Annotated in this window: 24 protein-coding genes and 7 tRNA genes; 28 read left to right on the top strand and 3 right to left on the bottom strand. The window is 55.2% G+C overall.

Annotation, left to right across the window (positions count from 1 at the left end; translation table 11 throughout):
* Positions 1 to 4 precede the first annotated feature (4 nt).
* Entirely contained in the window at positions 5 to 331 is a 327-nt protein-coding gene (locus ACLGE8_RS07120; RefSeq protein ID WP_410997486.1) for an HMA2 domain-containing protein, read from the bottom strand.
* A gap of 206 nt (positions 332 to 537) precedes the next feature.
* Here ACLGE8_RS07120 and ACLGE8_RS07125 point away from each other — a divergent pair, with 206 nt between their 5' ends.
* The 8 genes from ACLGE8_RS07125 (at position 538) to ACLGE8_RS07160 (ending at position 1,813) form a co-directional block, all read left to right on the top strand.
* A complete protein-coding gene (locus ACLGE8_RS07125; RefSeq protein ID WP_035892675.1) occupies positions 538 to 903 on the top strand; it encodes a hypothetical protein in 366 nt (121 codons plus the stop codon).
* Positions 904 to 1,103: 200 nt separating this feature from the next.
* Positions 1,104 to 1,180 (top strand) — tRNA-Met (locus ACLGE8_RS07130).
* A 9-nt stretch (positions 1,181 to 1,189) separates the two neighbouring features.
* Positions 1,190 to 1,274, top strand: a tRNA-Leu gene (locus tag ACLGE8_RS07135).
* Positions 1,275 to 1,297: 23 nt separating this feature from the next.
* Positions 1,298 to 1,372, top strand: a tRNA-Gln gene (locus ACLGE8_RS07140).
* 37 nt (positions 1,373 to 1,409) lie between these two features.
* Positions 1,410 to 1,484: transfer RNA gene (locus tag ACLGE8_RS07145), tRNA-Gln, on the top strand.
* Positions 1,485 to 1,504: 20 nt separating this feature from the next.
* Positions 1,505 to 1,581, top strand: a tRNA-Met gene (locus tag ACLGE8_RS07150).
* A 45-nt stretch (positions 1,582 to 1,626) separates the two neighbouring features.
* A tRNA-Gln gene (locus tag ACLGE8_RS07155) sits at positions 1,627 to 1,701 on the top strand.
* Between the two features lie 37 nt (positions 1,702 to 1,738).
* Positions 1,739 to 1,813 (top strand) — tRNA-Gln (locus tag ACLGE8_RS07160).
* Positions 1,814 to 1,953: 140 nt separating this feature from the next.
* Here ACLGE8_RS07160 and ubiF read toward each other — a convergent pair.
* Positions 1,954 to 3,129 carry a 3-demethoxyubiquinol 3-hydroxylase gene (ubiF, locus tag ACLGE8_RS07165; RefSeq protein ID WP_410997548.1) on the bottom strand — a complete coding sequence of 392 codons (1,176 nt, stop codon included), beginning with the start codon at positions 3,127 to 3,129 and terminating at the stop codon, positions 1,954 to 1,956.
* Between the two features lie 149 nt (positions 3,130 to 3,278).
* Between ubiF and miaB the strand changes: the two genes are divergently transcribed.
* The 10 genes from miaB (at position 3,279) to rihA (ending at position 13,730) form a co-directional block, all read left to right on the top strand.
* Complete coding sequence (gene miaB, locus ACLGE8_RS07170; protein WP_410997488.1) at positions 3,279 to 4,703, top strand: tRNA (N6-isopentenyl adenosine(37)-C2)-methylthiotransferase MiaB; 1,425 nt, start codon at positions 3,279 to 3,281, stop codon at positions 4,701 to 4,703.
* A 153-nt stretch (positions 4,704 to 4,856) separates the two neighbouring features.
* Positions 4,857 to 5,903 carry a PhoH family protein gene (locus tag ACLGE8_RS07175; protein ID WP_185669817.1) on the top strand — a complete coding sequence of 349 codons (1,047 nt, stop codon included), beginning with the start codon at positions 4,857 to 4,859 and terminating at the stop codon, positions 5,901 to 5,903.
* Entirely contained in the window at positions 5,900 to 6,373 is a 474-nt protein-coding gene (ybeY, locus tag ACLGE8_RS07180) for an rRNA maturation RNase YbeY (protein ID WP_395595467.1), read from the top strand. Before ACLGE8_RS07175 ends, ybeY begins: the two co-directional genes overlap by 4 nt.
* Positions 6,374 to 6,532: 159 nt before the next feature.
* Positions 6,533 to 7,411 carry a CNNM family magnesium/cobalt transport protein CorC gene (corC, locus tag ACLGE8_RS07185; protein WP_185669850.1) on the top strand — a complete coding sequence of 293 codons (879 nt, stop codon included), beginning with the start codon at positions 6,533 to 6,535 and terminating at the stop codon, positions 7,409 to 7,411.
* Between the two features lie 5 nt (positions 7,412 to 7,416).
* Positions 7,417 to 8,955, top strand: a complete 1,539-nt coding sequence (lnt, locus tag ACLGE8_RS07190) for an apolipoprotein N-acyltransferase (protein ID WP_410997490.1) — start codon at positions 7,417 to 7,419, stop codon at positions 8,953 to 8,955.
* A 430-nt stretch (positions 8,956 to 9,385) separates the two neighbouring features.
* Entirely contained in the window at positions 9,386 to 10,306 is a 921-nt protein-coding gene (locus tag ACLGE8_RS07195; RefSeq protein WP_185669820.1) for an amino acid ABC transporter substrate-binding protein, read from the top strand.
* A gap of 167 nt (positions 10,307 to 10,473) precedes the next feature.
* Positions 10,474 to 11,214, top strand: a complete 741-nt coding sequence (locus ACLGE8_RS07200; RefSeq protein WP_035894314.1) for an amino acid ABC transporter permease — start codon at positions 10,474 to 10,476, stop codon at positions 11,212 to 11,214.
* Entirely contained in the window at positions 11,214 to 11,888 is a 675-nt protein-coding gene (gene gltK / locus ACLGE8_RS07205; protein WP_333495036.1) for a glutamate/aspartate ABC transporter permease GltK, read from the top strand. The genes ACLGE8_RS07200 and gltK overlap by 1 nt, the downstream gene beginning before the upstream one ends.
* Positions 11,888 to 12,613: an amino acid ABC transporter ATP-binding protein gene (locus ACLGE8_RS07210; protein WP_410997493.1), complete on the top strand. Its 726-nt coding sequence runs from the start codon at positions 11,888 to 11,890 to the stop codon at positions 12,611 to 12,613. The genes gltK and ACLGE8_RS07210 overlap by 1 nt, the downstream gene beginning before the upstream one ends.
* A 181-nt stretch (positions 12,614 to 12,794) precedes the next feature.
* Positions 12,795 to 13,730, top strand: coding sequence for a pyrimidine-specific ribonucleoside hydrolase RihA (rihA, locus tag ACLGE8_RS07215; protein ID WP_410997495.1), 936 nt, complete (start codon positions 12,795 to 12,797; stop codon positions 13,728 to 13,730).
* Between the two features lie 81 nt (positions 13,731 to 13,811).
* Here rihA and ACLGE8_RS07220 read toward each other — a convergent pair whose 3' ends face one another.
* Positions 13,812 to 14,294, bottom strand: coding sequence for a zinc ribbon-containing protein (locus ACLGE8_RS07220; protein ID WP_333495039.1), 483 nt, complete (start codon positions 14,292 to 14,294; stop codon positions 13,812 to 13,814).
* 225 nt (positions 14,295 to 14,519) lie between these two features.
* Here ACLGE8_RS07220 and leuS point away from each other — a divergent pair, with 225 nt between their 5' ends.
* The 10 genes from leuS (at position 14,520) to rlpA (ending at position 25,222) form a co-directional block, all read left to right on the top strand.
* Positions 14,520 to 17,102 (top strand): leucine--tRNA ligase, encoded by a 2,583-nt coding sequence (gene leuS, locus ACLGE8_RS07225; RefSeq protein WP_410997497.1) that lies wholly within the window; start codon positions 14,520 to 14,522, stop codon positions 17,100 to 17,102.
* Between the two features lie 14 nt (positions 17,103 to 17,116).
* Positions 17,117 to 17,689 (top strand): LPS assembly lipoprotein LptE, encoded by a 573-nt coding sequence (gene lptE, locus ACLGE8_RS07230; RefSeq protein ID WP_410997499.1) that lies wholly within the window; start codon positions 17,117 to 17,119, stop codon positions 17,687 to 17,689.
* Positions 17,689 to 18,720: a DNA polymerase III subunit delta gene (gene holA, locus ACLGE8_RS07235; protein WP_410997501.1), complete on the top strand. Its 1,032-nt coding sequence runs from the start codon at positions 17,689 to 17,691 to the stop codon at positions 18,718 to 18,720. The genes lptE and holA overlap by 1 nt, the downstream gene beginning before the upstream one ends.
* Entirely contained in the window at positions 18,713 to 19,372 is a 660-nt protein-coding gene (nadD, locus tag ACLGE8_RS07240) for a nicotinate-nucleotide adenylyltransferase (RefSeq protein WP_410997503.1), read from the top strand. Before holA ends, nadD begins: the two co-directional genes overlap by 8 nt.
* A 23-nt stretch (positions 19,373 to 19,395) precedes the next feature.
* Positions 19,396 to 20,007 carry an adenosylcobalamin/alpha-ribazole phosphatase gene (locus tag ACLGE8_RS07245; protein WP_410997505.1) on the top strand — a complete coding sequence of 204 codons (612 nt, stop codon included), beginning with the start codon at positions 19,396 to 19,398 and terminating at the stop codon, positions 20,005 to 20,007.
* Between the two features lie 260 nt (positions 20,008 to 20,267).
* On the top strand, positions 20,268 to 20,585 hold the full coding sequence (gene rsfS, locus ACLGE8_RS07250) for a ribosome silencing factor (protein WP_410997507.1): 318 nt from the start codon (positions 20,268 to 20,270) through the stop codon (positions 20,583 to 20,585).
* 3 nt (positions 20,586 to 20,588) lie between these two features.
* A complete protein-coding gene (gene rlmH, locus ACLGE8_RS07255) occupies positions 20,589 to 21,056 on the top strand; it encodes a 23S rRNA (pseudouridine(1915)-N(3))-methyltransferase RlmH (protein WP_035894327.1) in 468 nt (155 codons plus the stop codon).
* 26 nt (positions 21,057 to 21,082) lie between these two features.
* On the top strand, positions 21,083 to 22,984 hold the full coding sequence (gene mrdA, locus ACLGE8_RS07260; RefSeq protein WP_410997509.1) for a peptidoglycan DD-transpeptidase MrdA: 1,902 nt from the start codon (positions 21,083 to 21,085) through the stop codon (positions 22,982 to 22,984).
* Positions 22,985 to 22,986: 2 nt separating this feature from the next.
* Positions 22,987 to 24,099, top strand: a complete 1,113-nt coding sequence (gene mrdB / locus ACLGE8_RS07265; RefSeq protein WP_410997511.1) for a peptidoglycan glycosyltransferase MrdB — start codon at positions 22,987 to 22,989, stop codon at positions 24,097 to 24,099.
* A 10-nt stretch (positions 24,100 to 24,109) separates the two neighbouring features.
* The gene (gene rlpA / locus ACLGE8_RS07270) at positions 24,110 to 25,222 is read left to right on the top strand and encodes an endolytic peptidoglycan transglycosylase RlpA (protein ID WP_410997513.1); all 1,113 of its coding nucleotides are present in this window, start codon (positions 24,110 to 24,112) and stop codon (positions 25,220 to 25,222) included.
* Positions 25,223 to 25,248 lie beyond the last annotated feature (26 nt).

Consider the following 25,248-nt stretch of genomic DNA (forward strand, 5'->3'; position numbering starts at 1 on the left):
TCATTTAGTGAGAGGGGCTAAGAATGGCGGCCAATTGCTCCAGCGCTTGCTGGGCCTGCTCGCCATCCGGACCAAACAGTTGATTGAGGATGTGCGGGCGAATAGCGGCAGCATCGTACTCAAGGACGATAGAGCCGGTTTCGCTATTGATCTGATAACGCCGGAGGTACCCCTCAGGGGAGCAATAAGCATCAAGCTGCTTGAGCTTCCCCTGACTAAGGCTGGCTACAAGCTTGTTGGAAAACCGCAGGCGCAAACGCCCGGGGATATGGTGCGCCACTTCTACAAAGCGGCGCAAAGTCAGTAAGTCGCCCAAGGATTCGACAGGCATATCATTTAATACCCTGATATTTATAGGTGACATTTATGAAATCACAGATAGAAAACGCCAGATAGCACTAATCGCCCTTCTCTTGCGATGCGTCAAAAGGTAATGCGGGATTCTTTTTTGCGCTGCGTGCGCTGAAGGCTGGACATGGGTGGAATGCAAATATAAATTACTCTCATTACCACTACATAAGTAAAAATGAGGCGGCTATGACTCCTTACCTGCACCAGACCCCCAATCGCATCCGCATCCGCTCCAGTTGGATCCAACGCCATCCGCATGAAGTCGAGAAACTGATTGAACAACTCCGCGCCCGCGACGGTATTAAAGAGGTGATTCACCGTTTATATGCTGGTTCCGTGGCAGTGAGCTTCGATCCCGCACGTATTTCTGCCTCAACCCTGCTCAATGAGCTGGAACAGGCGCAATGGCTTAGCAGCCAGAAAGATAAAAGCTATATCGAGAACACCCTGCGCGTAGGCGCCAGTCATTTATTAAAAACACTGGCTTTCGGTGCACTTAAGCGTACCGTCGGTGGCCCAGTGGTTTCACTTGTTAGCGTATTAACGCGATAACCTTGCAGTGAATCCGGATGCATTGATGGCATGATTTAACGCGAAATAACCAATAATTGCCGAATAATGCGCCAGGCTGTTCACAACCCAACCAAACAGTCACATTCCGGTGAATTTCATTGAAAAAGGTGTTGACGGTATTGGGCTCAATACGCATAATGCGCCCCGCAACGCCGATAAGGTAACGCGAAAAAAAAGATGGCTACGTAGCTCAGTTGGTTAGAGCACATCACTCATAATGATGGGGTCACAGGTTCGAATCCCGTCGTAGCCACCATCTTTTTTTGCGGGAGTGGCGAAATTGGTAGACGCACCAGATTTAGGTTCTGGCGCCGCAAGGTGTGCGAGTTCAAGTCTCGCCTCCCGCACCATTCACCAATAAGCGTTGCACGGATGGGGTATCGCCAAGCGGTAAGGCACCGGTTTTTGATACCGGCATTCCCTGGTTCGAATCCAGGTACCCCAGCCATATTTTCTTCGATATTTGCGGATAGCCGCGACGGTATTGGGGTATCGCCAAGCGGTAAGGCACCGGTTTTTGATACCGGCATTCCCTGGTTCGAATCCAGGTACCCCAGCCATCGAAGAATATGTTAGTATCGGCTACGTAGCTCAGTTGGTTAGAGCACATCACTCATAATGATGGGGTCACAGGTTCGAATCCCGTCGTAGCCACCAAATTCAGAATCTATCGAGTTATCGATACATTCGAAAAAAAATTGTTGGGGTATCGCCAAGCGGTAAGGCTCTGGTTTCTGATACCAGCATTCCGAGGTTCGAATCCTCGTACCCCAGCCATTTTCAAAAAGTCGTTCACTTTTGTGGACGCACCCGTTGGGGTATCGCCAAGCGGTAAGGCTCTGGTTTCTGATACCAGCATTCCGAGGTTCGAATCCTCGTACCCCAGCCATTTTCAAAAAGCTCGCTTCGGCGAGCTTTTTTTGTTTTTGTCCCTTTCCGAATATCGTAGGCCTGATAAGCGAAGCGCCATCAGGCACAGCTGAGCAAAATGCCGGATGGCGGTGCTGCCTTATCCGGCCTATATCAGAACTACAGCCCCAGCGCGTACTTCAGCGCCTGACGCTTCAACACGCCCGCGCGCTGCGCCGCCATCAGCCCCACGTTGCGTAAAATTCGCAGCGGGCCGAGATCGTTACTAAAACCGGCGTAGAACAGATCCATCCCACTCTGCATCAGCAGGTTATCTACCCGACGGCGCGCCTGATAACGCTGTAATACCGGCAGGCTGGCCCAGTTTTCACCGATGCTGCGCGCGTTAGCCAGCACATCCAGCAGCTCATCGACGTCGCGATAGCCAAGGTTTACCCCCTGCCCCGCTAGCGGATGAATAGTGTGCGCGGCATCGCCAATCAGCGCCAATCCCGGCTGCACATACTGCTGAGCATGACGGCGAGTCAGCGGAAATGCCCCGGCAGCAACCGGTGTGATGGTTCCTAAACGTTCCGGAAAATGGTGCGTGATTTCCCGTTGTAGTTGCGGCATCGGCAACGACTGTAGCTGGCGGATACGCGCCGGAGTGTCGTACCACACCAACGATGCCCAGTTATCGAACAGAGGTAAGAAAGCGCGCGGCCCGGTTGGTGTAAACTGCTGCCAGGTGCTGTCACCCGGTTCATTGTCGCATTGTACGGTAATCAGCATACAGGACTGCGGATACTGCCAGCCGTTGGTGCCAATTCCCGCCTGCTGGCGCACCTGCGAAAGCGCGCCGTCAGCGCCCACCACCAAGCGAGCCGCAACCTGACAATCATCTTCGAGATGTAAAACGTGACTATCGCCATCAGCCCGCATCTCATTAAGCGAGGTACCGTGCAGCAGCGTCACCAGCGGATGCGCCTCCAGCGCCTGCCAAAGCGCCAGTTGCAGTACGTTGTTCTCTACCATATAGCCAAGATTAGGCAGCTTCAGCTCGCGGGCATCAAACACAACGTGCGCGGTTTGCCACTCCCAGGTCTCCAGCCGACGCCAGGGATGAGCCCGCATTGCCAGCACGGCATCCCAGACCCCAAGGCCGCGTAACAGTTGCACCGAAGAAGCGCTGATGGCTGAAATTCGGACATCAGGCTGTGAGTTCGGGTCAAAGTCCGGCGGCGGACTCTTTTCCAGCACCGCCACGGAGAACCCCTGCTGCGCCAACCCTAACGCCAGCGCACCACCGACCATCCCGCCGCCAACCACCGCAACGTCTTTGTGTAGAATTGTCATCATTTATTATCCTTAAAGCCGAATACCTTCAGTTTACCGGACTTTCGCCCTTTGAGGCCAATAACCGTCAAGCTGGTCACAACCGCACCAAAGCATTACAATACGCGCCCTGCAATGTGGGCTATTCATAATTGAGCAAGAGCAAGTCGATGACAAAAAAACTCCATATTAAAACCTGGGGCTGTCAGATGAACGAATACGATTCATCAAAGATGGCCGATCTGCTGGATGCCACTCATGGGTATCAACTGACTGAAAACGCAGCAGAAGCCGACGTCCTGCTGCTGAATACCTGCTCAATCCGTGAGAAAGCCCAGGAAAAAGTCTTCCACCTTTTAGGCCGCTGGAAATTACTTAAAGCAAAAAATCCTAAGCTGATTATTGGTGTTGGCGGCTGCGTCGCCTCACAGGAAGGCAAGCTTATCCGCCAGCGCGCGCACTACGTGGATATCGTTTTTGGCCCACAGACTTTGCACCGTCTGCCAGAAATGATCGATGCCGTACGTAATAACCGCCGCCCGGTGGTGGACGTCAGCTTCCCGGAAATCGAGAAGTTTGACCGTCTGCCGGAGCCGCGCGCCGACGGCCCGACCGCGTTTGTCTCTATCATGGAAGGCTGCAACAAATACTGCACCTACTGCGTGGTGCCATATACCCGCGGTGAAGAAGTCAGCCGTCCGTGTGATGATATTCTGTTTGAAATTGCCCAGTTAGCCGCTCAGGGCGTGCGTGAAGTTAACCTGCTGGGACAAAACGTTAACGCCTGGCGCGGTGAGAACTTTGACGGCACCACCGGGAGCTTTGCCGAACTGCTGCGTCTGGTCGCGGCGATTGACGGCATCGACCGTATCCGTTTCACCACCAGCCACCCGATTGAATTTACCGACGACATTATCGACGTGTATCGCGATACGCCGGAGCTGGTGAGCTTCCTGCATCTGCCGATTCAGAGCGGCGCAGACCGCGTGTTGAACATGATGGGGCGTACCCATACGGCGCTGGAATACAAATCCACCATCCGTAAGCTGCGCGAAGCGCGTCCGGATATCCAGATTAGCTCCGACTTTATCGTCGGCTTCCCGGGCGAAACCGACCAGGACTTCGAGCAGACCATGAAGCTGATTGGCGACGTGAACTTTGACGTCAGCTTTAGCTTTATCTTCTCCGCGCGTCCAGGTACGCCAGCGGCCGATATGATCGACGACGTGCCGGAAGAGGTGAAAAAACAGCGCCTCTATATTCTGCAAGAACGTATCAACCAGCAGGCAATGGCCTGGAGCCGTCGTATGCTCGGCACCGTACAGCGCATTCTGGTAGAAGGCACTTCCCGCAAGAGCATTATGGAGCTGACCGGGCGCACTGAGAACAACCGCGTGGTCAACTTCGAAGGTACGCCGGATATGGTCGGTAAATTCGTCGATGTGGAGATCGTTGACGTCTACACCAACTCACTGCGCGGCAAACTGGTGCGCACCGAGGACGAAATGGGCCTGCGCATCGTTGAATCGCCAGAGTCGGTGATTGCGCGTACTCGTAAAGAGAGCGAGGCGGGCGTTGGGATTTATCAACCATAATCTCCCTGGCCCGTCTCCCCTGACGGGCCTTGTATTTCCTGCCGTCATCCCCATATTTACTGCAATGCTTGCGCCTTTTTACTGCGGCGTGAATAATTCCTTTATCAGCCGGTCACGTCTTACTACCGGCAACTCATGCATAAGAGGAACAGTTTGAACATAGACACTCGCGAAATTACCCTGGAGCCAGCCGACAATGCCCGTCTGCTGAGCCTGTGTGGCCCGTTTGATGACAATATTAAACAGCTGGAGCGACGACTGGGCATCGAGATCAACCGCCGCGATAACCATTTCAAACTGACGGGACGCGCCATCTGCGTGACCGCCGCTGCCGACATTCTGCGCAGCCTGTACGTTGATACCGCGCCAATGCGCGGCCAGCTTCAGGATATTGAGCCGGAACAGATTCATCTGGCGATTAAAGAAGCGCGCGTGCTGGAACAGAGCGCGGAGAGCGTGCCGGATTACGGCAAAGCCATCAATATCAAAACCAAACGCGGGGTGATTAAACCGCGTACGCCAAACCAGGCGCAGTATATCGCCCATATTCTTGACCACGACATCACCTTCGGCGTAGGCCCTGCCGGTACCGGTAAAACCTACCTTGCCGTCGCCGCCGCGGTTGATGCGCTGGAGCGCCAGGAGATTCGTCGTATTCTGCTGACCCGCCCTGCGGTCGAAGCCGGCGAAAAACTCGGCTTCCTGCCGGGCGATTTAAGCCAGAAGGTTGACCCATATCTGCGCCCGCTGTACGACGCGCTGTTCGAGATGCTCGGCTTCGAGAAGGTCGAGAAACTGATGGAGCGTAACGTCATCGAAGTTGCTCCGCTGGCCTACATGCGCGGCCGCACGCTGAACGATGCCTTTATCATCCTCGATGAGAGCCAGAACACCACCATCGAACAGATGAAGATGTTCCTGACCCGTATCGGCTTCAACTCCAAGGCGGTGATTACCGGCGACGTCACCCAGATTGACCTGCCGCGCAGCACCAAATCCGGCCTGCGCCACGCTATTGAAGTGCTGGCTGAAGTCGATGAAATTAGCTTTAACTTCTTCCACAGCGAAGACGTGGTGCGCCACCCGGTGGTTGCTCGTATCGTGAACGCCTATGAGGCGTGGGAAGAAGCCGATCAAAAACGTAAAGCCGAGCAGGCCGCGGAACGTAAACGCGAAGCTCAGGCGCAGGAGCAGAAATGAGTCAGGTGATCCTCGATCTCCAGTTGGCCTGTGAAAACAACACCGGTCTGCCAGAAGAAAGTCAGTTTCAGACATGGCTGGATGCCGTCATCCCGCAGTTTCAGGAAGAATCAGAAGTCACGATTCGCCTGGTGGATGAGGCCGAAAGCCACGAACTGAACCTCACCTACCGCGGCAAGGATAAGCCAACCAACGTGCTGTCATTCCCGTTTGAAGCACCGCCGGGAATGGAAATGCCGCTGCTGGGCGATTTGATCATCTGCCGTCAGGTAGTTGAGCAGGAAGCCGTTGAGCAAGGCAAGCCGCTGGAAGCCCACTGGGCGCATATGGTCGTGCACGGTAGCCTGCATCTGCTGGGTTATGACCATATCGAGGATGAGGAAGCGGAAGAAATGGAAAGCCTCGAGACAGAGATAATGCTTGCTCTGGGCTATGAGGATCCGTACATTTCCGAGAAGATTGCAGAATAGTAGTTTGCCGGATGGCGGCGCTTGCGCCTTATCCGGCCTACATTCATGCTTTTCGTAGGCCTGATAAGCGTAAGCGCCATCAGGCAAAACATGCCGTCCGGCGCTGAGTTTACGCGTGACGAGCGACAGTTAAATCAACATGAGAACCCAAACGACGCCATGAGCGACGACAATTCACACAGTAGTGACACAGTAAACAGCAAAAAGGGATTCTTCTCCCTCTTACTCAGCCAGCTTTTCCACGGTGAACCGAAAAACCGTGACGATCTCCTGGCGCTGATCCGTGATTCCGGACAGAACGAGCTTATCGATGAAGATACGCGCGATATGCTTGAAGGGGTAATGGATATCGCAGACCAACGTGTCCGTGACATCATGATCCCGCGCTCCCAAATGATTACCCTGAAACGCAACCAAACCCTGGACGAATGTCTTGATGTGATCATCGAGTCCGCCCACTCGCGCTTCCCGGTGATCAGTGAGGATAAGGATCACATCGAAGGGATTCTGATGGCGAAAGATCTGCTGCCGTTTATGCGCAGTGATTCCGAAGCCTTCAGCATGGATAAAGTGTTACGCACCGCGGTTGTCGTGCCGGAAAGCAAACGGGTTGACCGAATGCTGAAGGAGTTCCGCTCCCAGCGCTACCATATGGCCATCGTTATCGATGAGTTTGGCGGCGTGTCGGGTCTGGTGACGATTGAAGACATTCTCGAACTTATCGTTGGCGAAATTGAAGATGAGTATGACGAAGAGGACGATATCGACTTCCGTCAACTCAGCCGCCACACCTGGACGGTACGCGCGCTGGCCTCTATTGAGGACTTCAACGACGCGTTCGGCACCCACTTCAGCGATGACGAAGTGGATACCATTGGCGGTCTGGTGATGCAGGCCTTTGGCCACCTGCCTGCCCGCGGGGAAACTATCGACATCGATGGTTACCAGTTTAAGGTCGCCATGGCGGACAGCCGTCGTATTATTCAGGTTCACGTTAAAATCCCGGACGATTCCCCACAACCGAAACTGGATGAATAACCTTCATGGCATTTGCCTCACTGCTTGAACGCCAGCGCATTCGTCTGCTGCTGGCGCTACTTTTCGGAGCCAGCGGTACGCTGGCTTTTTCTCCCTATGACTTCTGGCCAGCGGCGATTGTTTCGTTGATAGGGCTGCAGGCGCTGACGCTTAACCGTTGCCCCGTGCAGGCCGCCGCCATTGGTTATTTCTGGGGCTTTGGCCTGTTTGGTACCGGCATTAACTGGGTATACGTCAGCATCGCGCAGTTTGGCGGTATGCCGGGCCCGGTCAACGTCTTCCTCGTGGTGCTGCTGGCGGCCTATCTGTCGCTATATACCGGCCTATTTGCCGGCATTCTGTCGCGCCTGTGGCCAAAGACCAATTGGGTTCGCGTGGCCATTGCCGCGCCGGTTGTCTGGCAAATCACCGAGTTCCTGCGCGGCTGGGTGCTGACCGGCTTCCCGTGGCTGCAGTTTGGCTACAGCCAGATTGACGGCCCGCTGAAAGGGCTGGCGCCGCTGATGGGCGTTGAGGCCATCAACTTCCTGCTGATGGCAGTTAGCGGCCTATTAGTGCTGGCATTGGTGACCCGCAACTGGCGTCCGCTGGTGGTTGGCGTCGTTCTCTTCGCCCTGCCGTTCCCGCTGCGCTATATCCAGTGGTATACCCTGCAAACCGACAAAACGACCCAGGTTTCACTGGTGCAGGGCAATATTCCACAGGCCATGAAGTGGGATGAAGGCCAGCTGATTAATACGCTGAAAATCTACCTTGATGCCACTGAACAGGTGATGGGCAAATCGCAGCTGATTATCTGGCCGGAGTCGGCAATTCCGGATCTGGAAATCAACCAGCAGCGCTTCCTGAGCATGATGGATGATTTGCTGCGGGCCAAAGACAGCACGCTTATCACCGGTATTGTCGACCAGCGCCTCAATAAGCAGAATCGCTACGACACTTACAACACCATCATCACGCTGGGTAAAGACAGCCCGTACAGCTACGAGTCGACCAACCGCTACAACAAGAATCACCTGGTGCCATTTGGTGAGTTTGTGCCGCTGGAATCGATTCTACGCCCGCTCGCGCCGTTCTTTGACCTGCCGATGTCGTCATTCAGCCGTGGGCCGTACGTTCAGCCGCAGCTGCAGGCGCATAACCTGAAGCTAACCGCTGCTATCTGCTACGAGATTATTCTCGGCCAGCAGGTGCGCGACAACTTCCGCCCGGACACCAACTTCCTGCTGACTATCTCTAACGATGCGTGGTTTGGTAAGTCTATCGGCCCGTGGCAGCATTTCCAGATGGCACGCATGCGCGCGCTGGAGCTGGCGCGTCCGCTGCTGCGTAGCACCAACAACGGCATTACCGCCGTGATTGGCCCACGCGGTGAAATTCAGGCGATGATCCCGCAGTTCACGCGTCAGGTACTGACCACCAAAGTGACGCCAACCACCGGGTTAACGCCTTATGCACGTACCGGCGACTGGACGGTATGGCTGATTACCGCGCTGTTTGGTTTTGGTGCACTGGTGATGAGCCTGCGTCAGCGTCGCAAGTAAAACACTGCACTATCGAATGTAGGCCGGATAAGGCGGTACGCCGCCATCCGGCAAGCAACGGTGCTGTATCATGCCTGATGGCGATGCGCTTATCAGGCCTACAAGATCTTTTCCTGCCGCAACTCCCCATTCTGGCACGCCAATTGCTTAATATAATCAAGAAGCTGCATTCCGCCGAATAGCGCAACCTGGTTGCACCATCACAACCCATTGGTAGCACCAAAATCGTGCAAACTGCGATTTTTGCCTCAAATCGGTGCGGCACGCTTCGCAAAAATAAACAATAAAGCAGCAAAATCTTTACATTAAGCCAAACTAAATGCTAACAAACACACATAACGCTGCACGCTAAAGACGCAGCGAGAACAACACAACAATCACAATGGGTATCAATGCATCTTTGCCGATGCAGAGGATAAAGGAGTTGGATATGCAATTACGTAAACTGGCCGCCGCCATGCTGGTCATGGGTGTGACCGCTGGCCTGGCGCATGCAGAAGACGCACAGCCTGCAGCCGATGCCGCGCAGCAATCGACGCTGGATAAAATTGCTAAAAACGGCGTTATCGTCGTTGGCCACCGCGAATCATCCGTGCCGTTCTCCTACTACGACAACCAGCAGAAAGTGGTCGGTTACTCTCAGGACTACTCCAACGCCATCGTTGACGCTATCAAGAAAAAGCTCAACAACCCGAAACTGGACGTGAAGCTGATTCCAATCACTTCCCAGAACCGTATTCCACTGCTGCAAAACGGCACCTTCGACTTTGAGTGTGGCTCCACCACCAACAACGTCGAACGTCAGAAGCAGGCTGCATTCTCCGACACCATCTTCGTGGTCGGTACCCGTCTGCTGGTGAAAAAAGGCGGCCCGATTAAAGACTTCCCGGATCTGAAAGACAAAGCGGTGGTCGTGACCTCCGGTACTACCTCTGAAATTCTGCTGCACAAGCTGAACGACGAACAAAAAATGAATATGCGTATCATCAGCGCCAAAGACCACGGTGACTCCTTCCGTACGCTGGAAAGCGGTCGTGCGGTGGCGTTTATGATGGATGATGCCCTGCTGGCCGGTGAACGTGCGAAAGCCAAGAAACCAGACAACTGGGAAATCGTCGGCAAGCCGCAGTCTCAGGAAGCTTACGGCTGCATGCTGCGCAAAAACGACCCAGACTTCAAAAAGCTGATGGATGACACCATCGCTCAGGCGCAGACCTCAGGCGAAGCGGCGAAATGGTTTGATAAGTGGTTCAAAAACCCAATTCCACCGAAAAACCTGAACATGAACTTTGAGCTGTCAGAAGAGATGAAAACGCTGTTCAAAACGCCAAACGACAAAGCACTTAACTAATTAAAAAAATGGGGCGGATAAATCTGCCCTCTCGATTGTAGTTCAGCACGGACAGACTATACGTCAGGTGGTCGTTCCCCACCTGGCCTGAATACCGCAAAACGCTGTTCAACAATCTTCGAGGGTAGCAGGTCGTACTGCTACCCTTTTTTTTTCTGGAGTTCATTATGTCAATAGACTGGAACTGGGGTATCTTTTTACAACAGGCCCCCTTCGGCAACACCACCTATCTCGGCTGGCTGTGGAGCGGTTTTCAGGTCACCGTCGCGCTCTCGATTACCGCCTGGATTATCGCTTTCCTCGTCGGCTCGCTGTTCGGCATCCTGCGTACCGTTCCTAACCGCTTTTTATCCTCGCTCGGCACCTGCTACGTCGAGCTGTTCCGTAACGTTCCGCTGATCGTGCAGTTCTTTACCTGGTACCTTGTGGTGCCGGAATTGCTGCCGGAAAACCTCGGCATGTGGTTTAAGTCGGAGCTCGATCCGAACATTCAGTTCTTCCTCTCTTCGATGATCTGTCTGGGTCTGTTTACCGCCGCCCGCGTTTGCGAGCAGGTGCGCGCCGCCATTCAGTCGCTGCCGCGCGGGCAGAAGAACGCCGGTCTGGCGATGGGCCTGACGCTACCGCAAACCTACCGCTATGTACTGCTGCCAAACGCCTATCGCGTGATTGTGCCGCCAATGACCTCCGAGATGATGAACCTGGTAAAAAACTCGGCCATCGCCTCCACGATTGGTCTGGTCGACATGGCCGCGCAAGCGGGCAAGCTGCTGGACTACTCCGCGCACGCCTGGGAATCCTTTACGGCGATCACCCTCGCCTACGTCTTCATTAACGCCGTGATTATGCTGGTGATGGCGCTGGTGGAACGCAAAATCCGCCTGCCAGGCAATCTGGGAGGTAAATAATGTACGATTTTGACTGGAGTTCGATTGTTCCGTCGATGCCTTACCTGCTGGCAGGTCTGGTTATCACCCTCAAAATTACCGTTACGGCGATTATCATCGGTATCGTCTGGGGTACGCTGCTGGCGGTGATGCGTCTATCGGCATTTAAGCCTATTGCCTGGTTCGCTAAAGCCTACGTCAACGTCTTCCGCTCCGTGCCGCTGGTGATGGTGCTGCTGTGGTTCTACCTGATCGTGCCGGGCTTCCTGCAAAACGTGCTCGGGCTGTCGCCGAAAAGCGATATTCGCCTGATCTCGGCGATGGTGGCGTTCTCGATGTTTGAAGCTGCCTACTACTCCGAGATTATCCGCGCGGGCATTCAGAGCATCTCGCGCGGGCAGTCCAGCGCCGCGCTGGCGCTGGGGATGACCCATTGGCAGTCAATGAAGCTCATCATTCTGCCGCAGGCCTTCCGCGCCATGGTGCCGCTGCTGTTAACCCAGGGGATTGTCCTGTTCCAGGATACCTCGCTGGTGTACGTCCTGAGCCTCGCGGACTTCTTCCGTACCGCCTCCACGATTGGTGAGCGTGACGGGACTCAGGTGGAAATGATCCTGTTTGCTGGTTTTGTCTATTTTGTGATTAGCCTTAGCGCCTCGCTGCTGGTCAGCTACTTGAAGAAAAGGACCGTATAATGATTACCCTGAAAAACGTCTCTAAATGGTATGGTCACTTTCAGGTGCTGACCGATTGCTCCACGGAAGTGAAAAAAGGCGAAGTAGTGGTGGTCTGCGGGCCGTCCGGCTCCGGCAAGTCCACGCTGATTAAAACCGTGAACGGTCTGGAGCCGGTTCAGCAGGGAGAGATCCTGGTGAACGGCACCAAGGTCAACGACAAAAAAACCGACCTCGCGAAGCTGCGTTCTCACGTCGGCATGGTGTTCCAGCACTTTGAATTGTTCCCGCACCTGTCGATTATTGAGAACCTGACGCTGGCGCAAGTTAAGGTTCTGAAACGTGATAAAGCTGCGGCCCGCGACAAAGGCTTAAAGCTGCTGGAGCGCGTAGGGCTTTCTGCGCACGCCAACAAATTCCCAGCGCAACTCTCCGGCGGCCAGCAACAGCGTGTGGCGATCGCCCGAGCGCTCTGCATGGACCCGGTGGCAATGCTGTTTGATGAACCAACCTCAGCGCTCGATCCGGAGATGATCAACGAAGTGCTGGACGTGATGGTCGAGCTGGCGAACGAAGGGATGACCATGATGGTGGTGACCCACGAAATGGGCTTTGCCCGTAAAGTGGCTAACCGGGTGATCTTTATGGATGAAGGCAAGATCGTTGAAGATGCCGACAAAGAGGCCTTCTTCGCTAACCCGAAATCTGAACGCGCGAAAGACTTCCTCGCCAAAATACTGCACTAACTTCCTGATGTAGCCCGGCCGAGCAAAGCGACGCCGGGATAGCCTGGTGCCCGCCCCGGCGTCGCTTTGCTCGGACGGGCTACCCTTTTGCGCGCTGCATCACGCTTTGACGTCTCTATTCTCGTCCCTTGTCCATTCAAGCTTTACCCTTGTCACAAAATAATGCTGACAAGGAACCGCTATGGCACTGCCGATTATTCTTGATTGCGACCCGGGTCATGATGACGCGATCGCTATTGTTCTCGCCCTCGCCTCCCCTGAGCTGGAGGTGAAAGCCATTACCTCTTCCGCTGGCAACCAAACGCCGGACAAAACCCTGCGTAACGTGTTACGCATGCTGACGCTGCTCCAGCGTCCGGATATTCCGGTCGCCCGCGGCGCAGTGAAGCCGCTGATGCGTGAGCTGATTATTGCCGACAACGTACACGGCGAAAGCGGGCTTGATGGCCCGGCGTTGCCGGAGCCGTCCTTTGCGCCGCAGTCATGCACCGCCGTCGAGTTGATGGCCAAAACTCTGCGTGAAAGCCCGGAGCCGGTCACTATCGTGTCAACGGGCCCGCAAACCAACGTGGCACTGCTGCTCAACGGGCACCCGGAACTGCACGTAAAAATCGCCCGCATCGTTATCATGGGCGGCGCGATGACCCTCGGCAACTGGACCCCAGCCGCCGAGTTCAACATCTTCGTTGACCCGGAAGCGGCAGAAATCGTCTTCCAGTCGGGTATTCCGGTGGTAATGGCGGGGCTTGATGTAACCCACAAAGCGCAGATCCACGCCGCCGATATCGAACGTTTTCGCGCCATTGGCAACCCGATTTCCACCATTGTTGCCGAGTTGCTCGACTTCTTTATGGAGTATCACAAGGATGAAAAATGGGGCTTTATCGGCGCGCCGCTGCATGACCCGTGCACCATCGCCTGGCTGTTGAAGCCTGAGATCTTCACTACCGTTGAGCGCTGGGTGGGTGTGGAAACGCAGGGGAAATATACGCAGGGGATGACGGTAGTGGATTATTACTTCCTGACGGGGAATAAACCGAATGCGACGGTCATGGTCGATGTAGACCGTGAGGCGTTTGTTGATCTATTGGCGGAGCGGTTAGCATTTTACCATTGAGCCTGTCCCGGCGGCGCTTCGCCTGGCCGGGCTACAGGTCGCTTGTAGCCCGGCCAGGCGAAGCGCCGCCGGGAATACCCATTACGGCTCGAAAGGCCTACGCTGGAACTGGTCATGCCCGCACTTCGGGCAGCGCGGTAGCACGTCCGGCGTGTACACCGCCAAATGGTAGTGACACTTCTCACACACCAGGTTACCCAACCCCACTACTTCCCCACTGTGATACACCCCGTGATGGTTCAAGTCCTGGAACACTTCGCGCCATTCCAGCTGCGTTTTGTCGGTAATATCCACCAGCTCCTGCCAGAGACTTTCTTTGATGACCCGCAGAAATACGCTGTCGGAATCATCTTCCTGGCTTTCGCTGTAGCTCATCGCGAACTCTTCGAGGTCACGACGAACGGCGCGCAGCAGCTCATCAATTTCAGTACGCGTTAACTCGCTGGTTTGTGCGACCTTAGCCCGCGCCTGTGCAACCAGGGCATCGATATCGCGTTCACCATTGCGCAGACGTTCAGTTAGCGAGCCCACCAATTCACGGTAAATTTGAGCAACCTTGTTCATTGTTTCCTCTCCCAGCCAGTTAACCTCTTATAATAATAGCCGTTATTTGATTTCTGCTTTGCCAGCTTCACCACAGAGTTGATAAATGACGCCCGGAGCTTTTCGCCGCCTTAACGTGCGAAAGGCTGTTTTGACGTGAACGTTTGGGCTATGCTATGCGGATCTGAAATACCACATCTATAGGCTACATTTGTAGCTGTATTGAAAACAGGATCACTGGCTGCCATGCAAGAGCAATACCGCCCGGAAGAGATAGAATCGAAAGTCCAGCTTCACTGGGATGAGAAGCGCACATTTGAAGTTACTGAAGACGAGAGCAAAGAGAAGTATTACTGCCTGTCGATGCTTCCCTATCCTTCTGGTCGACTACACATGGGCCACGTCCGTAACTACACCATCGGCGACGTTATTGCTCGCTATCAGCGCATGCTGGGCAAAAACGTTCTGCAGCCAATCGGCTGGGATGCGTTCGGCCTGCCGGCTGAAGGTGCTGCGGTAAAAAACAACACCGCGCCTGCGCCATGGACCTACGACAACATCGCGTACATGAAAAACCAGCTCAAAATGCTGGGCTTTGGCTATGACTGGAGCCGCGAGCTGGCCACCTGCACCCCGGAATACTATCGCTGGGAGCAGAAGTTCTTCACCGAGCTGTATAAAAAAGGCCTGGTGTACAAGAAGACCTCTGCGGTGAACTGGTGCCCAAATGACCAGACCGTACTGGCGAACGAACAGGTTATCGACGGCTGCTGCTGGCGTTGCGATACCAAAGTTGAGCGTAAAGAGATCCCACAGTGGTTTATCAAAATCACCGCTTACGCTGACGAACTGCTGCGCGATCTGGACAACCTGGATCACTGGCCTGACACCGTGAAAACGATGCAGCGCAACTGGATTGGCCGTTCCGAAGGGGTCGAAATCTCCTTTGACGTTAACGACTACGCCGACAAGCTGACCGTTTACACCACCCGTCCAGATACCTTTATGGGCTGCACCTACCTGGCCGTTGCTGCGGGTCACCCGCTGGCACAGCAGGCTGCCGCTAACAACCCAGCCCTGGCGGCTTTCGTCGACGAATGCCGCAACACCAAAGTGGCTGAAGCCGATATGGCGACCATGGAGAAAAAAGGCGTCGACACTGGCTTTAAAGCCATTCACCCACTGACCGGTGAAGCGATCCCGGTATGGGCGGCAAACTTCGTGCTGATGGAGTACGGTACTGGCGCAGTGATGGCCGTTCCGGGCCACGATCAGCGCGACTATGAATTTGCGACTAAATATGGCCTGAACATCAAGCCAGTTATCCTCGCCGCAGACGGCAGCAAGCCGGATCTCTCCGAGCAGGCGCTGACCGAAAAAGGCACCCTGTTTAACTCCGGCGAGTTCGACGGTCTGAGCTTTGAAGACGGCTTCAACGCTATTGCTGACAAACTGACGGCAATGGGCGTGGGCGAGCGTAAAGTGAACTACCGTCTGCGCGACTGGGGCGTATCCCGTCAGCGCTACTGGGGTGCGCCAATCCCAATGGTTACGCTGGAAGATGGCACCGTGCTGCCAACCCCAGAAGATCAGCTGCCGGTTATCCTGCCGGAAGATGTGGTCATGGACGGTATTACCAGCCCAATCAAAGCCGATCCAGAGTGGGCAAAAACGACCGTTAACGGTATGCCTGCGCTGCGTGAAACCGACACCTTTGATACCTTCATGGAATCTTCATGGTACTACGCGCGCTACACCTGCCCGCAGTATCAGGAAGGCATGCTGGACTCTAAAGCGGCGAACTACTGGCTGCCGGTTGATATCTACATTGGTGGTATCGAACACGCCATCATGCACCTACTCTACTTCCGTTTCTTCCACAAACTGATGCGTGATGCGGGTATGGTTAACTCTGACGAACCGGCTAAACAGCTGCTGTGTCAGGGCATGGTGCTGGCGGATGCCTTCTACTACGTGGGCGTAAACGGCGAACGTAACTGGGTTTCCCCGGTTGATGCTATCGTTGAACGCGACGAGAAAGGCCGTATCGTGAAAGCGAAGGACGCGGCGGGCCATGAGCTGGTGTATACCGGCATGAGCAAAATGTCCAAGTCCAAAAATAACGGCATCGACCCGCAGGTGATGGTTGAGCGCTATGGTGCGGATACCGTGCGTCTGTTCATGATGTTTGCATCTCCAGCAGATATGACTCTGGAATGGCAAGAATCCGGCGTTGAAGGGGCAAACCGCTTCCTGAAACGCGTCTGGAAACTGGTCTATGAACACACCGCTCAGGGCCCGGTTGCGGCGCTGAACGTGGAGGCATTAACGGAAGATCAGCAGGCACTGCGCCGTGACGTTCATAAAACTATTGCTAAAGTTACCGATGATATCGGTCGTCGTCAGACCTTCAACACTGCTATCGCGGCGATTATGGAGCTGATGAATAAGCTGGCGAAAGCACCGCAGGAAGGCGAGCAGGACAGAGCGCTGATCCAGGAAGCGTTGCTGGCCGTCGTGCGTATGCTCAACCCGTTCACCCCACACGTTAGCTTCACGCTGTGGCAAGAACTGGGCGGCGAAGGCGATATCGACAACGCACCGTGGCCGGTGGCTGACGAGAAAGCGATGGTAGAAAACACCACGCTGGTCGTTGTTCAGGTCAACGGTAAAGTTCGCGGTAAAATCACCGTTGCGGTTGATGCGACCGAAGAGCAAGTGCGTGAACGCGCAGGCCAGGAACACCTGGTTGCGAAATACCTTGAGGGCGTAACCGTGCGTAAAGTGATTTACGTACCGGGCAAGCTGCTTAACCTGGTCGTTGGCTAAGCGCGGGAGGAAGCGTGCGATACCTGACAACATTGTTGTTATCTTTGGCGGTGCTGGTCACCGCCGGATGCGGCTGGCATCTGCGTAGCACTACGCAGGTGCCGGACGAAATGAAAACGCTGATTTTCCAGTCTAGCGATCCAAACGGCCCTCTGAGCCGTGCAGTTCGCGAGCAGCTGAGAACGAGTGGCATTACCGTGCTTGATCAAAGCACAACGCGCCAGGACGTTCCGTCCCTGCGTCTGGGCTCATTCAGCCTCCAGCAGGACACGGCTTCCGTGTTCCAGAATGGTCAAACGGCTGAATATCAGATGGTGATGACGGTTAACGCCACGGTGCTCATCCCTGGTCAGGATATTTTCCCTATCTCGACCAAAGTGTACCGTTCGTTCTTCGACAACCCGCAGAAAGCGCTGGCGAAAGATAGCGAACAGGGCATGATCGTACAAGAGATGTACCAGAAGGCGGCCGAACAGTTGATTCGTAAGCTGCCAAGCGTACACATTGCCGATGCCAAAGAGAGAGCGGAAAATCAGGCGACCCAGCCTGGCGCCAGCTCTCGTGTATCAACCACTCTGGGTAACTGATGATTCGGTTGTACCCAGAACAACTCCGCGCGCAGCTCTCTGAAGGGCTGCGCGCGGCGTATCTCCTGCTCGGTAATGACCCCCTCTTCCTCCAGGAAAGCCAGGACGCCATCCGGCATGCCGCCGTCAGCGAAGGCTTTATCGAGCACCATTCCTTCACGCTTGATGCCAGCACCGACTGGAACGAGCTTTTTTCCCTGTGTCAGGCGATGAGCCTGTTCGCCAGCCGCCAGACGCTGCTCCTGCTGCTACCTGAAAACGGCCCTAACGCCGCGATCAACGAACAGCTCGCCACGCTGGTGAGCCTGCTGCATGACGATCTCCTGCTGATTATTCGCGGCAACAAGCTGACCAAAGCGCAGGAGAATGCCGCCTGGCTAACTGCACTGGCAACCCGCGCCGTGCAGATTAGCTGTCAGACGCCGGAACCCGCGAATTTACCGCGCTGGCTAGCTAACCGCGCGAAGCAGAACAACCTGCAGCTTGATGAACCCGCGAGCCAGCTGCTCTGCTACTGCTATGAAGGCAATCTGCTTGCTCTGTCGCAGGCGCTGGAGCGGCTGTCGCTGCTGTGGCCGGACGGCAAGCTGACGCTGCCTCGTGTAGAGCAGGCCGTCAACGATGCCGCGCACTTTACCCCTTTCCACTGGGTCGATGCCCTATTAGCTGGCAAGAGCAAACGCGCGCTGCATATCCTGCAACAGCTGCGTCTGGAAGGCAGCGAGCCGGTTATTCTGCTGCGCACCGTACAGCGTGAACTGCTGATGCTGGTGACCTTAAAACGTCAGAGCGCGCACACGCCGCTGCGTTCACTGTTTGATAAGCATCGGGTCTGGCAAAACCGGCGCGGCATGGTGGGCGATGCGCTCAACCGTCTAAGTGCGCCGCAGCTTCGTCAAGCGGTGACGCTGTTAAGCCACGCGGAGCTGACGCTGAAACAGGATTATGGTCAGTCGGTCTGGGCTGAACTGGAAAGTTTGTCGCTGCTGCTTTGTCATAAAGCACTGGCCGACGTTTTTATCGATGGATGATATGGCAAAACTACAGGCGCTTTTCGGCGGGACCTTCGATCCCATTCACTACGGCCACCTCAAACCAGTAGAGATTCTGGCTAACCAGATAGGCCTGTCTCGGGTCATCATTATGCCCAATAACGTGCCGCCGCACCGTCCACAGCCGGAAGCCACCAGCGAACAGCGCAAGTTTATGGTCGAGTTGGCCATTGCCGATAAGCCGCTGTTCGTGCTCGACGAACGCGAACTGCGCCGTGACACGCCGTCCTGGACGGCGGATACTCTGCGGGAGTGGCGACAGGAACAGGGCCCAGAGCAACCGCTCGCCTTTATCATCGGCCAGGATTCGCTGCTCACTTTCCCAAGCTGGGAGCGCTACGAGACGATTCTCGACAACACTCACCTGCTGGTCACTCGTCGGCCGGGCTATCCGCTGACCATGAAGCAGGAGGAGCACCAGCAGTGGCTGGATCGCCACCTCACCAGCAACATCGAAGATCTGCACAATCAGCCGGCAGGGAAAATTTACCTGGCAGAAACGCCGTGGTTTGATGTTTCCGCCACGTTGATTCGCGAACGCTTAGAGCGAGGTGAGTCCTGTGAAGAAATGATGCCGGAGGCCGTACTCTCTTACATCATCAATCAGGGGCTGTATCAACACGGTGCCTAGCGTCACACAACAGGGGAAACGCGATGAAAATCTGGCTGGTACGTCACGGTGAAACCGAAGCCAACGTGGCAGGACTGTACAGCGGTCATGCGCCAACCCCACTGACCGTTAAAGGCCAGCAGCAGGCTGAACGCCTCGGCGAGCTGCTGCATCAGGTTCCTTTCGACCGTGTACTGTGCAGCGAACTGGAGCGCACCCATCACACGGCGCGCCTATTGCTGGGCGAACGACAAATCCCCATCACCTCTCACCCGCTGCTGAACGAAATGTTTTTCGGCGACTGGGAGATGCGCCATCACCGCGATCTTCAGATTGAAGATAAAGACAACTATGCCGCCTGGTGCGCCGACTGGCAGCATGCCGCCCCCACTAACGGTGAAGGTTTCCCCGATTTCTCTCGCCGCGTTTCAGCGTTTGCCTCCGAGCTTGCCCACTACGATGACCACAATCTGCTGATTGTCAGCCATCAGGGTGTGCTCAGCCTGCTGACCGCGCTGCTGCTCGGCATGCCGATGGCCGGAATGTGGCATTTCCGCATCGATCACGGCGCGTGGAGCGTCATTGATTTTTCAGCAGAATTTGTCACCCTCCGGGTGCTCAATAGTCGCGCAATCTGGCTGCCGGAAGCGGAATAAAACGGATTTCTGCATCAGACCTCCGTCCACCCATTGACACACGTTGCAAGGCTGTTATCCTCCGCAGCCAGAATCATCCCCCTCCAACATTTGTGGACAGAAATTGTTTTACAAAAATGGCGATGCAATCGGCGCTAAGGGATGGGATGATAGCCCGCCAGAACGCCCGTTCGGTGATTTTTTGTCCCGATAATATTTTCAATTCGGGTATACTGTCTGGCTGTTTAATACCGTTTATCTTCACACCCCAGGGGGAACACTTGCAGGGTAAAGCACTCCAGGATTTTGTTGTCGACAAAATTGATGATTTAAAAGGTCAGGACATCATCGCTATTGATGTTAAAGGTAAATCCAGCATCACTGATTGCATGGTTATCTGTACTGGCACCTCCAGCCGCCACGTAATGTCCATTGCCGACCATGTGGTCCAGGAATCCCGCGCCGCCGGTTTGCTGCCGATGGGCGTTGAAGGCGAAAATACCGGCGACTGGATTGTTGTTGATTTAGGCGATGTCATTGTCCATGTCATGCAGGAAGACAGCCGTCGCCTGTATGAACTGGAAAAGCTCTGGGGTTAAGTTGTGAAGCTGCAGTTGGTCGCCGTCGGCACCAAAATGCCGGATTGGGTACAAACCGGATTTACCGAATACCTTCGTCGTTTTCCGAAAGATATGCCGTTCGAACTGGTGGAAATTCCTGCCGGTAAACGCGGTAAAAACGCGGACATCAAACGTATTCTGGATAAAGAGGGCGAGTTAATGCTCGCCGCCGCAGGAAAAAACCGCATCGTTACGCTGGATATTCCAGGCAAACCCTGGGATACGCCGCAGCTTGCACGTGAATTGGAACGCTGGAAAGGCGACGGTCGTGACGTTAGCCTACTGATCGGCGGCCCAGAAGGTCTTTCCCCGGCATGCAAAGCCGCAGCAGAACAAAGTTGGTCGCTCTCCACGTTGACGCTCCCGCACCCGCTTGTGCGCGTGCTGGTTGCCGAAAGCCTTTATCGGGCGTGGAGCATCACCACCAACCACCCTTACCACCGCGAGTAATGAGACCTAGGTAGATTAAGCAGCGAATGAAACTACAGAATTCTTTTCGCGACTATACGGCAGAGTCCGCGCTATTTGTGCGCCGGGCGGTGGTCGCTTTTTTGGGAATTTTGCTGCTTACCGGCGTGCTGATTGCCAACCTCTATAATTTGCAGATCGTTCGTTTTACCGACTACCAGACGCGCTCTAACGAAAACCGTATCAAGCTGGTACCTATCGCGCCGAGCCGCGGCATTATTTACGATCGTAACGGTACGCCTCTGGCGCTTAACCGCACTATCTACCAGCTGGAAATCATGCCGGAAAAAGTTGACAGCGTGCAGGGGACCATTGATGGCCTGCGCGATGTTGTCGACCTTTCCGATGACGACATTGCCGCCTTTAAAAAAGAGCGTGCACGTTCGCACCGCTTTACCTCTATTCCGCTGAAAACCAACCTCACCGAAGTGCAGGTGGCGCGCTTTGCCGTCAACCAGTACCGCTTCCCGGGCGTTGAGGTCAAAGGCTATAAGCGCCGCTTCTATCCATATGGTTCTGCCCTGACACATGTTATCGGCTACGTCTCTAAAATTAACGATAAAGACGTCGATCGCCTTGATAAAGATGGCAAGCTCGCCAACTATGCGGCAACCCATGATATCGGCAAACTGGGCATTGAGCGCTATTACGAAGATATGCTGCACGGGCAGACCGGCTACGAAGAGGTTGAAGTCAACAACCGCGGCCGCGTTATCCGTCAGCTGAAAGAGGTGCCGCCGCAGGCCGGTCACGATATCTACCTGACGCTCGACCTCAAGCTGCAGCAGTACATCGAAACGCTATTGGCCGGCAGCCGTGCCGCCGTGGTGGTCACGGACCCGCGTAACGGCAGCATTCTGGCGCTGGTCTCAATGCCAAGCTACGACCCTAACCTGTTCGTTGATGGCATCTCCAGTAAAGACTATAGCGGCCTGTTAAACGATCCGAACACGCCGCTGGTTAACCGCGCAACCCAAGGGGTTTACCCTCCTGCCTCCACGGTGAAACCGTATGTGGCGGTCTCCGCCATGAGTGCAGGCGTAATTAACCGCAACACCAGCCTGTTCGACCCTGGCTGGTGGCAGCTTCCTGGCTCAGAAAAACGCTACCGTGACTGGAAAAAATGGGGCCACGGCCACCTGAACGTTACCAAAGCGCTGGAAGAGTCCGCGGATACCTTCTTCTATCAGGTCGCCTATGATATGGGTATTGACCGTCTATCAGAGTGGATGAGTAAGTTCGGCTACGGTGACTATACCGGTATCGACCTTGCGGAAGAGCGTTCCGGTAATATGCCGACCCGTGAATGGAAGCTTAAACGCTTTAAAAAGCCGTGGTATCAGGGCGATACCATTCCGGTGGGGATCGGCCAGGGTTACTGGACGGCGACCCCTATCCAGATGAGCAAAGCGCTGATGATCCTGATTAACGATGGCATTATCAAAACGCCTCACCTGCTGGCTAGCACCGTCGAAGAAGGCAAGAAAGTGCCGTGGATACAGCCGCAGGAGCCGCCGATAGGCGACATCCATTCCGGCTACTGGGAAATTGCCAAAGACGGGATGTTCGGCGTTGCCAACCGTGGCAACGGTACCGCACATAAATATTTTGCCAGCGCACCCTATAAGATTGCTGCTAAGTCTGGTACTGCGCAGGTCTTTGGCCTGAAAGCTAACGAAACGTATAACGCACACCGTATTGCGGAGCGTCTGCGTGACCACAAATTAATGACCGCATTTGCGCCGTATAACGACCCTCAGGTTGCGGTCGCTATTATTTTAGAAAACGGTGGCGCAGGCCCGGCGGTCGGTACCATCATGCGTCAAATTCTTGATCACATCATGCTGGGCGATAACAACACCGATTTACCGGCTGAAAACCCAGCGGCCGCCGCGGCGGAGGACCAATAAACATGACGGATAATCCGAACAAAAAATCGTTCTGGGATAAGATCCACCTCGACCCAGCTATGCTACTCATTCTGCTGGCGCTGCTGACCTACAGCGCGCTGGTTATCTGGAGCGCTAGCGGCCAGGACATGGGCATGATGGAACGTAAAATCGGCCAGATTGCGATGGGCCTCGTCATCATGATTGTGATGGCGCAGATCCCGCCGCGCGTGTACGAAGGCTGGGCGCCGTGGCTCTACATCTTCTGTATTATTCTGCTGATTGCGGTAGATGCCTTCGGGGCGATATCCAAAGGGGCACAGCGCTGGCTGGATCTCGGTATCGTCCGCTTCCAGCCGTCGGAGATTGCCAAAATCGCGGTTCCGCTGATGGTCGCGCGCTTTATCAACCGCGATGTATGTCCGCCGACGCTGAAAAACACCGGCATTGCGCTGGTGCTGATCTTCCTGCCGACCCTGCTGGTTGCCGCGCAGCCTGACCTTGGTACCTCAATCCTGATAGCCCTGTCCGGCCTGTTCGTGCTGTTCCTGGCGGGCTTAAGCTGGCGCTTGATTCTGGTCGCCGTCCTGCTGGTCGCCGCCTTTATCCCAATTTTGTGGTTCTTCCTGATGCACGACTATCAGCGACAGCGCGTCATGATGTTGATGGACCCTGAATCAGATCCACTCGGCGCGGGCTACCACATTATTCAGTCTAAAATCGCCATTGGTTCCGGCGGCCTGCGCGGGAAAGGTTGGCTACACGGCACGCAATCGCAGCTCGAATTCCTACCGGAACGCCATACCGACTTTATCTTCGCGGTTCTCTCCGAAGAACTGGGGCTTATCGGTATCCTTATCCTGTTAGCGCTCTACGTCCTGCTGATTATGCGCGGGCTGTGGATTGCCGCTCAGGCGCAGACTTCCTTCGGCCGCGTCATGGCCGGCGGTTTAATGCTGATTTTATTCGTTTATGTCTTCGTAAATATTGGTATGGTAAGTGGCATCTTGCCGGTGGTTGGCGTACCGCTACCGCTGGTCAGCTACGGGGGCTCTGCCCTGATCGTACTGATGGCCGGGTTCGGTATCGTGATGTCGATACATACACACAGAAAAATGTTGTCAAAAAGCGTCTAAGGGGTGCTCAATGCGTAAGCAATGGCTTGGGATCTGCATAGCGGCGGGGCTGCTGGCGGCTTGTTCGAGCGATGATGGTCAACAACAAACCGTATCTGCACCACAACCTGCGGTATGTAACGGCCCGTCGGTCGAAATCAGCGGGGCAGATCCACACTTTGAACCCCTGAATGCGACCGCGAATCAGGACTACGAACGTGACGGCAAGAAATACAAAGTCGTTCAGGATCCATCAAACTTCAGCCAGGCGGGCCTCGCTGCTATTTACGACGCCGAACCGGGCAGCAATCTGACCGCCAGCGGCGAAGCGTTTGACCCGACGCAGCTGACGGCGGCGCACCCGACGTTACCCATTCCAAGCTACGCGCGTATCACCAACCTGGCCAACGGACGGATGATCGTCGTGCGCATTAACGATCGTGGCCCTTATGGCAACGATCGTGTGATTTCGCTCTCCCGTGCGGCAGCAGATCGCCTGAACACCTCCAATAACACCAAGGTCCGTATTGACCCAATAATTGTGGCGCAGGATGGTTCGCTTTCCGGTCCTGGCATGGCCTGTACCACCGTCGCCAAACAGACCTATGCGTTGCCAAGTCGTCCAGACCTGAGCGGCGGTATGGGCAGCGCCTCTTCCGCCCCGCAGGCGGCAGCGCCGCAGGGTGATATCCGCCCTATCAGTAACGATACGCTGACCCCAGCAAACAGCGGCGATGGTGCCCCGGTTAAAAGCGGCGGCTTCCTTGGCGCCCCTACGCCATTAAATAGCGGCGTTCTCGAAGAGCCGGTACCGACGCCAGCTCCAGCGGCAACACCATCGGTAGCCGCGCCAGTGACTGCGCCAGCAGCTGCGGTAGCAACACCGGCTGCTGCGGCAACCGCCTCGCCTGCCGCCACCGGCGATTTCGTCGTACAGGTTGGCGCCGTGAGCGATCAGGCTCGCGCGCAGCAGTACCAACAGCGCTTAAGCCAGCAGTTTTCCGTACCAGGCCGCGTCACGCAAAACGGCGCGGTCTGGCGTATTCAGCTAGGCCCGTTCAGCAGCAAAGGCGAAGCCAGCACCATACAGCAACGTTTGCAGAGCGAAGCACAGCTGCAATCGTTTATTACTCGCGCCAACTAGAACGCTCAGAGGTATCCGAATCTTCG

Origin of the sequence: Kluyvera sp. 142486 (genome assembly GCF_046569695.1) — a bacterium.
In the GTDB taxonomy this organism is placed as follows: Bacteria; Pseudomonadota; Gammaproteobacteria; order Enterobacterales; family Enterobacteriaceae; genus Kluyvera.

What these genes read in the sequence shown, in the direction of transcription:
- ACLGE8_RS07210 (WP_410997493.1), top strand. Translation starts at nt 11,888, where the DNA reads ATGATTACCCTGAAAAACGTCTCTAAATGGTATGGTCACTTTCAGGTG.
- ACLGE8_RS07200 (WP_035894314.1), top strand. Translation starts at nt 10,474, where the DNA reads ATGTCAATAGACTGGAACTGGGGTATCTTTTTACAACAGGCCCCCTTC.
- holA (WP_410997501.1), top strand. Translation starts at nt 17,689, where the DNA reads ATGATTCGGTTGTACCCAGAACAACTCCGCGCGCAGCTCTCTGAAGGG.
- ACLGE8_RS07220 (WP_333495039.1), bottom strand. Translation starts at nt 14,294, where the DNA reads ATGAACAAGGTTGCTCAAATTTACCGTGAATTGGTGGGCTCGCTAACT.
- lnt (WP_410997490.1), top strand. Translation starts at nt 7,417, where the DNA reads ATGGCATTTGCCTCACTGCTTGAACGCCAGCGCATTCGTCTGCTGCTG.
- rihA (WP_410997495.1), top strand. Translation starts at nt 12,795, where the DNA reads ATGGCACTGCCGATTATTCTTGATTGCGACCCGGGTCATGATGACGCG.
- ACLGE8_RS07245 (WP_410997505.1), top strand. Translation starts at nt 19,396, where the DNA reads ATGAAAATCTGGCTGGTACGTCACGGTGAAACCGAAGCCAACGTGGCA.
- mrdB (WP_410997511.1), top strand. Translation starts at nt 22,987, where the DNA reads ATGACGGATAATCCGAACAAAAAATCGTTCTGGGATAAGATCCACCTC.
- mrdA (WP_410997509.1), top strand. Translation starts at nt 21,083, where the DNA reads ATGAAACTACAGAATTCTTTTCGCGACTATACGGCAGAGTCCGCGCTA.
- miaB (WP_410997488.1), top strand. Translation starts at nt 3,279, where the DNA reads ATGACAAAAAAACTCCATATTAAAACCTGGGGCTGTCAGATGAACGAA.
- ubiF (WP_410997548.1), bottom strand. Translation starts at nt 3,129, where the DNA reads ATGACAATTCTACACAAAGACGTTGCGGTGGTTGGCGGCGGGATGGTC.
- corC (WP_185669850.1), top strand. Translation starts at nt 6,533, where the DNA reads ATGAGCGACGACAATTCACACAGTAGTGACACAGTAAACAGCAAAAAG.
- leuS (WP_410997497.1), top strand. Translation starts at nt 14,520, where the DNA reads ATGCAAGAGCAATACCGCCCGGAAGAGATAGAATCGAAAGTCCAGCTT.
- rlpA (WP_410997513.1), top strand. Translation starts at nt 24,110, where the DNA reads ATGCGTAAGCAATGGCTTGGGATCTGCATAGCGGCGGGGCTGCTGGCG.
- ACLGE8_RS07195 (WP_185669820.1), top strand. Translation starts at nt 9,386, where the DNA reads ATGCAATTACGTAAACTGGCCGCCGCCATGCTGGTCATGGGTGTGACC.
- nadD (WP_410997503.1), top strand. Translation starts at nt 18,713, where the DNA reads ATGGATGATATGGCAAAACTACAGGCGCTTTTCGGCGGGACCTTCGAT.
- ACLGE8_RS07120 (WP_410997486.1), bottom strand. Translation starts at nt 331, where the DNA reads ATGCCTGTCGAATCCTTGGGCGACTTACTGACTTTGCGCCGCTTTGTA.
- ybeY (WP_395595467.1), top strand. Translation starts at nt 5,900, where the DNA reads ATGAGTCAGGTGATCCTCGATCTCCAGTTGGCCTGTGAAAACAACACC.
- ACLGE8_RS07125 (WP_035892675.1), top strand. Translation starts at nt 538, where the DNA reads ATGACTCCTTACCTGCACCAGACCCCCAATCGCATCCGCATCCGCTCC.
- gltK (WP_333495036.1), top strand. Translation starts at nt 11,214, where the DNA reads ATGTACGATTTTGACTGGAGTTCGATTGTTCCGTCGATGCCTTACCTG.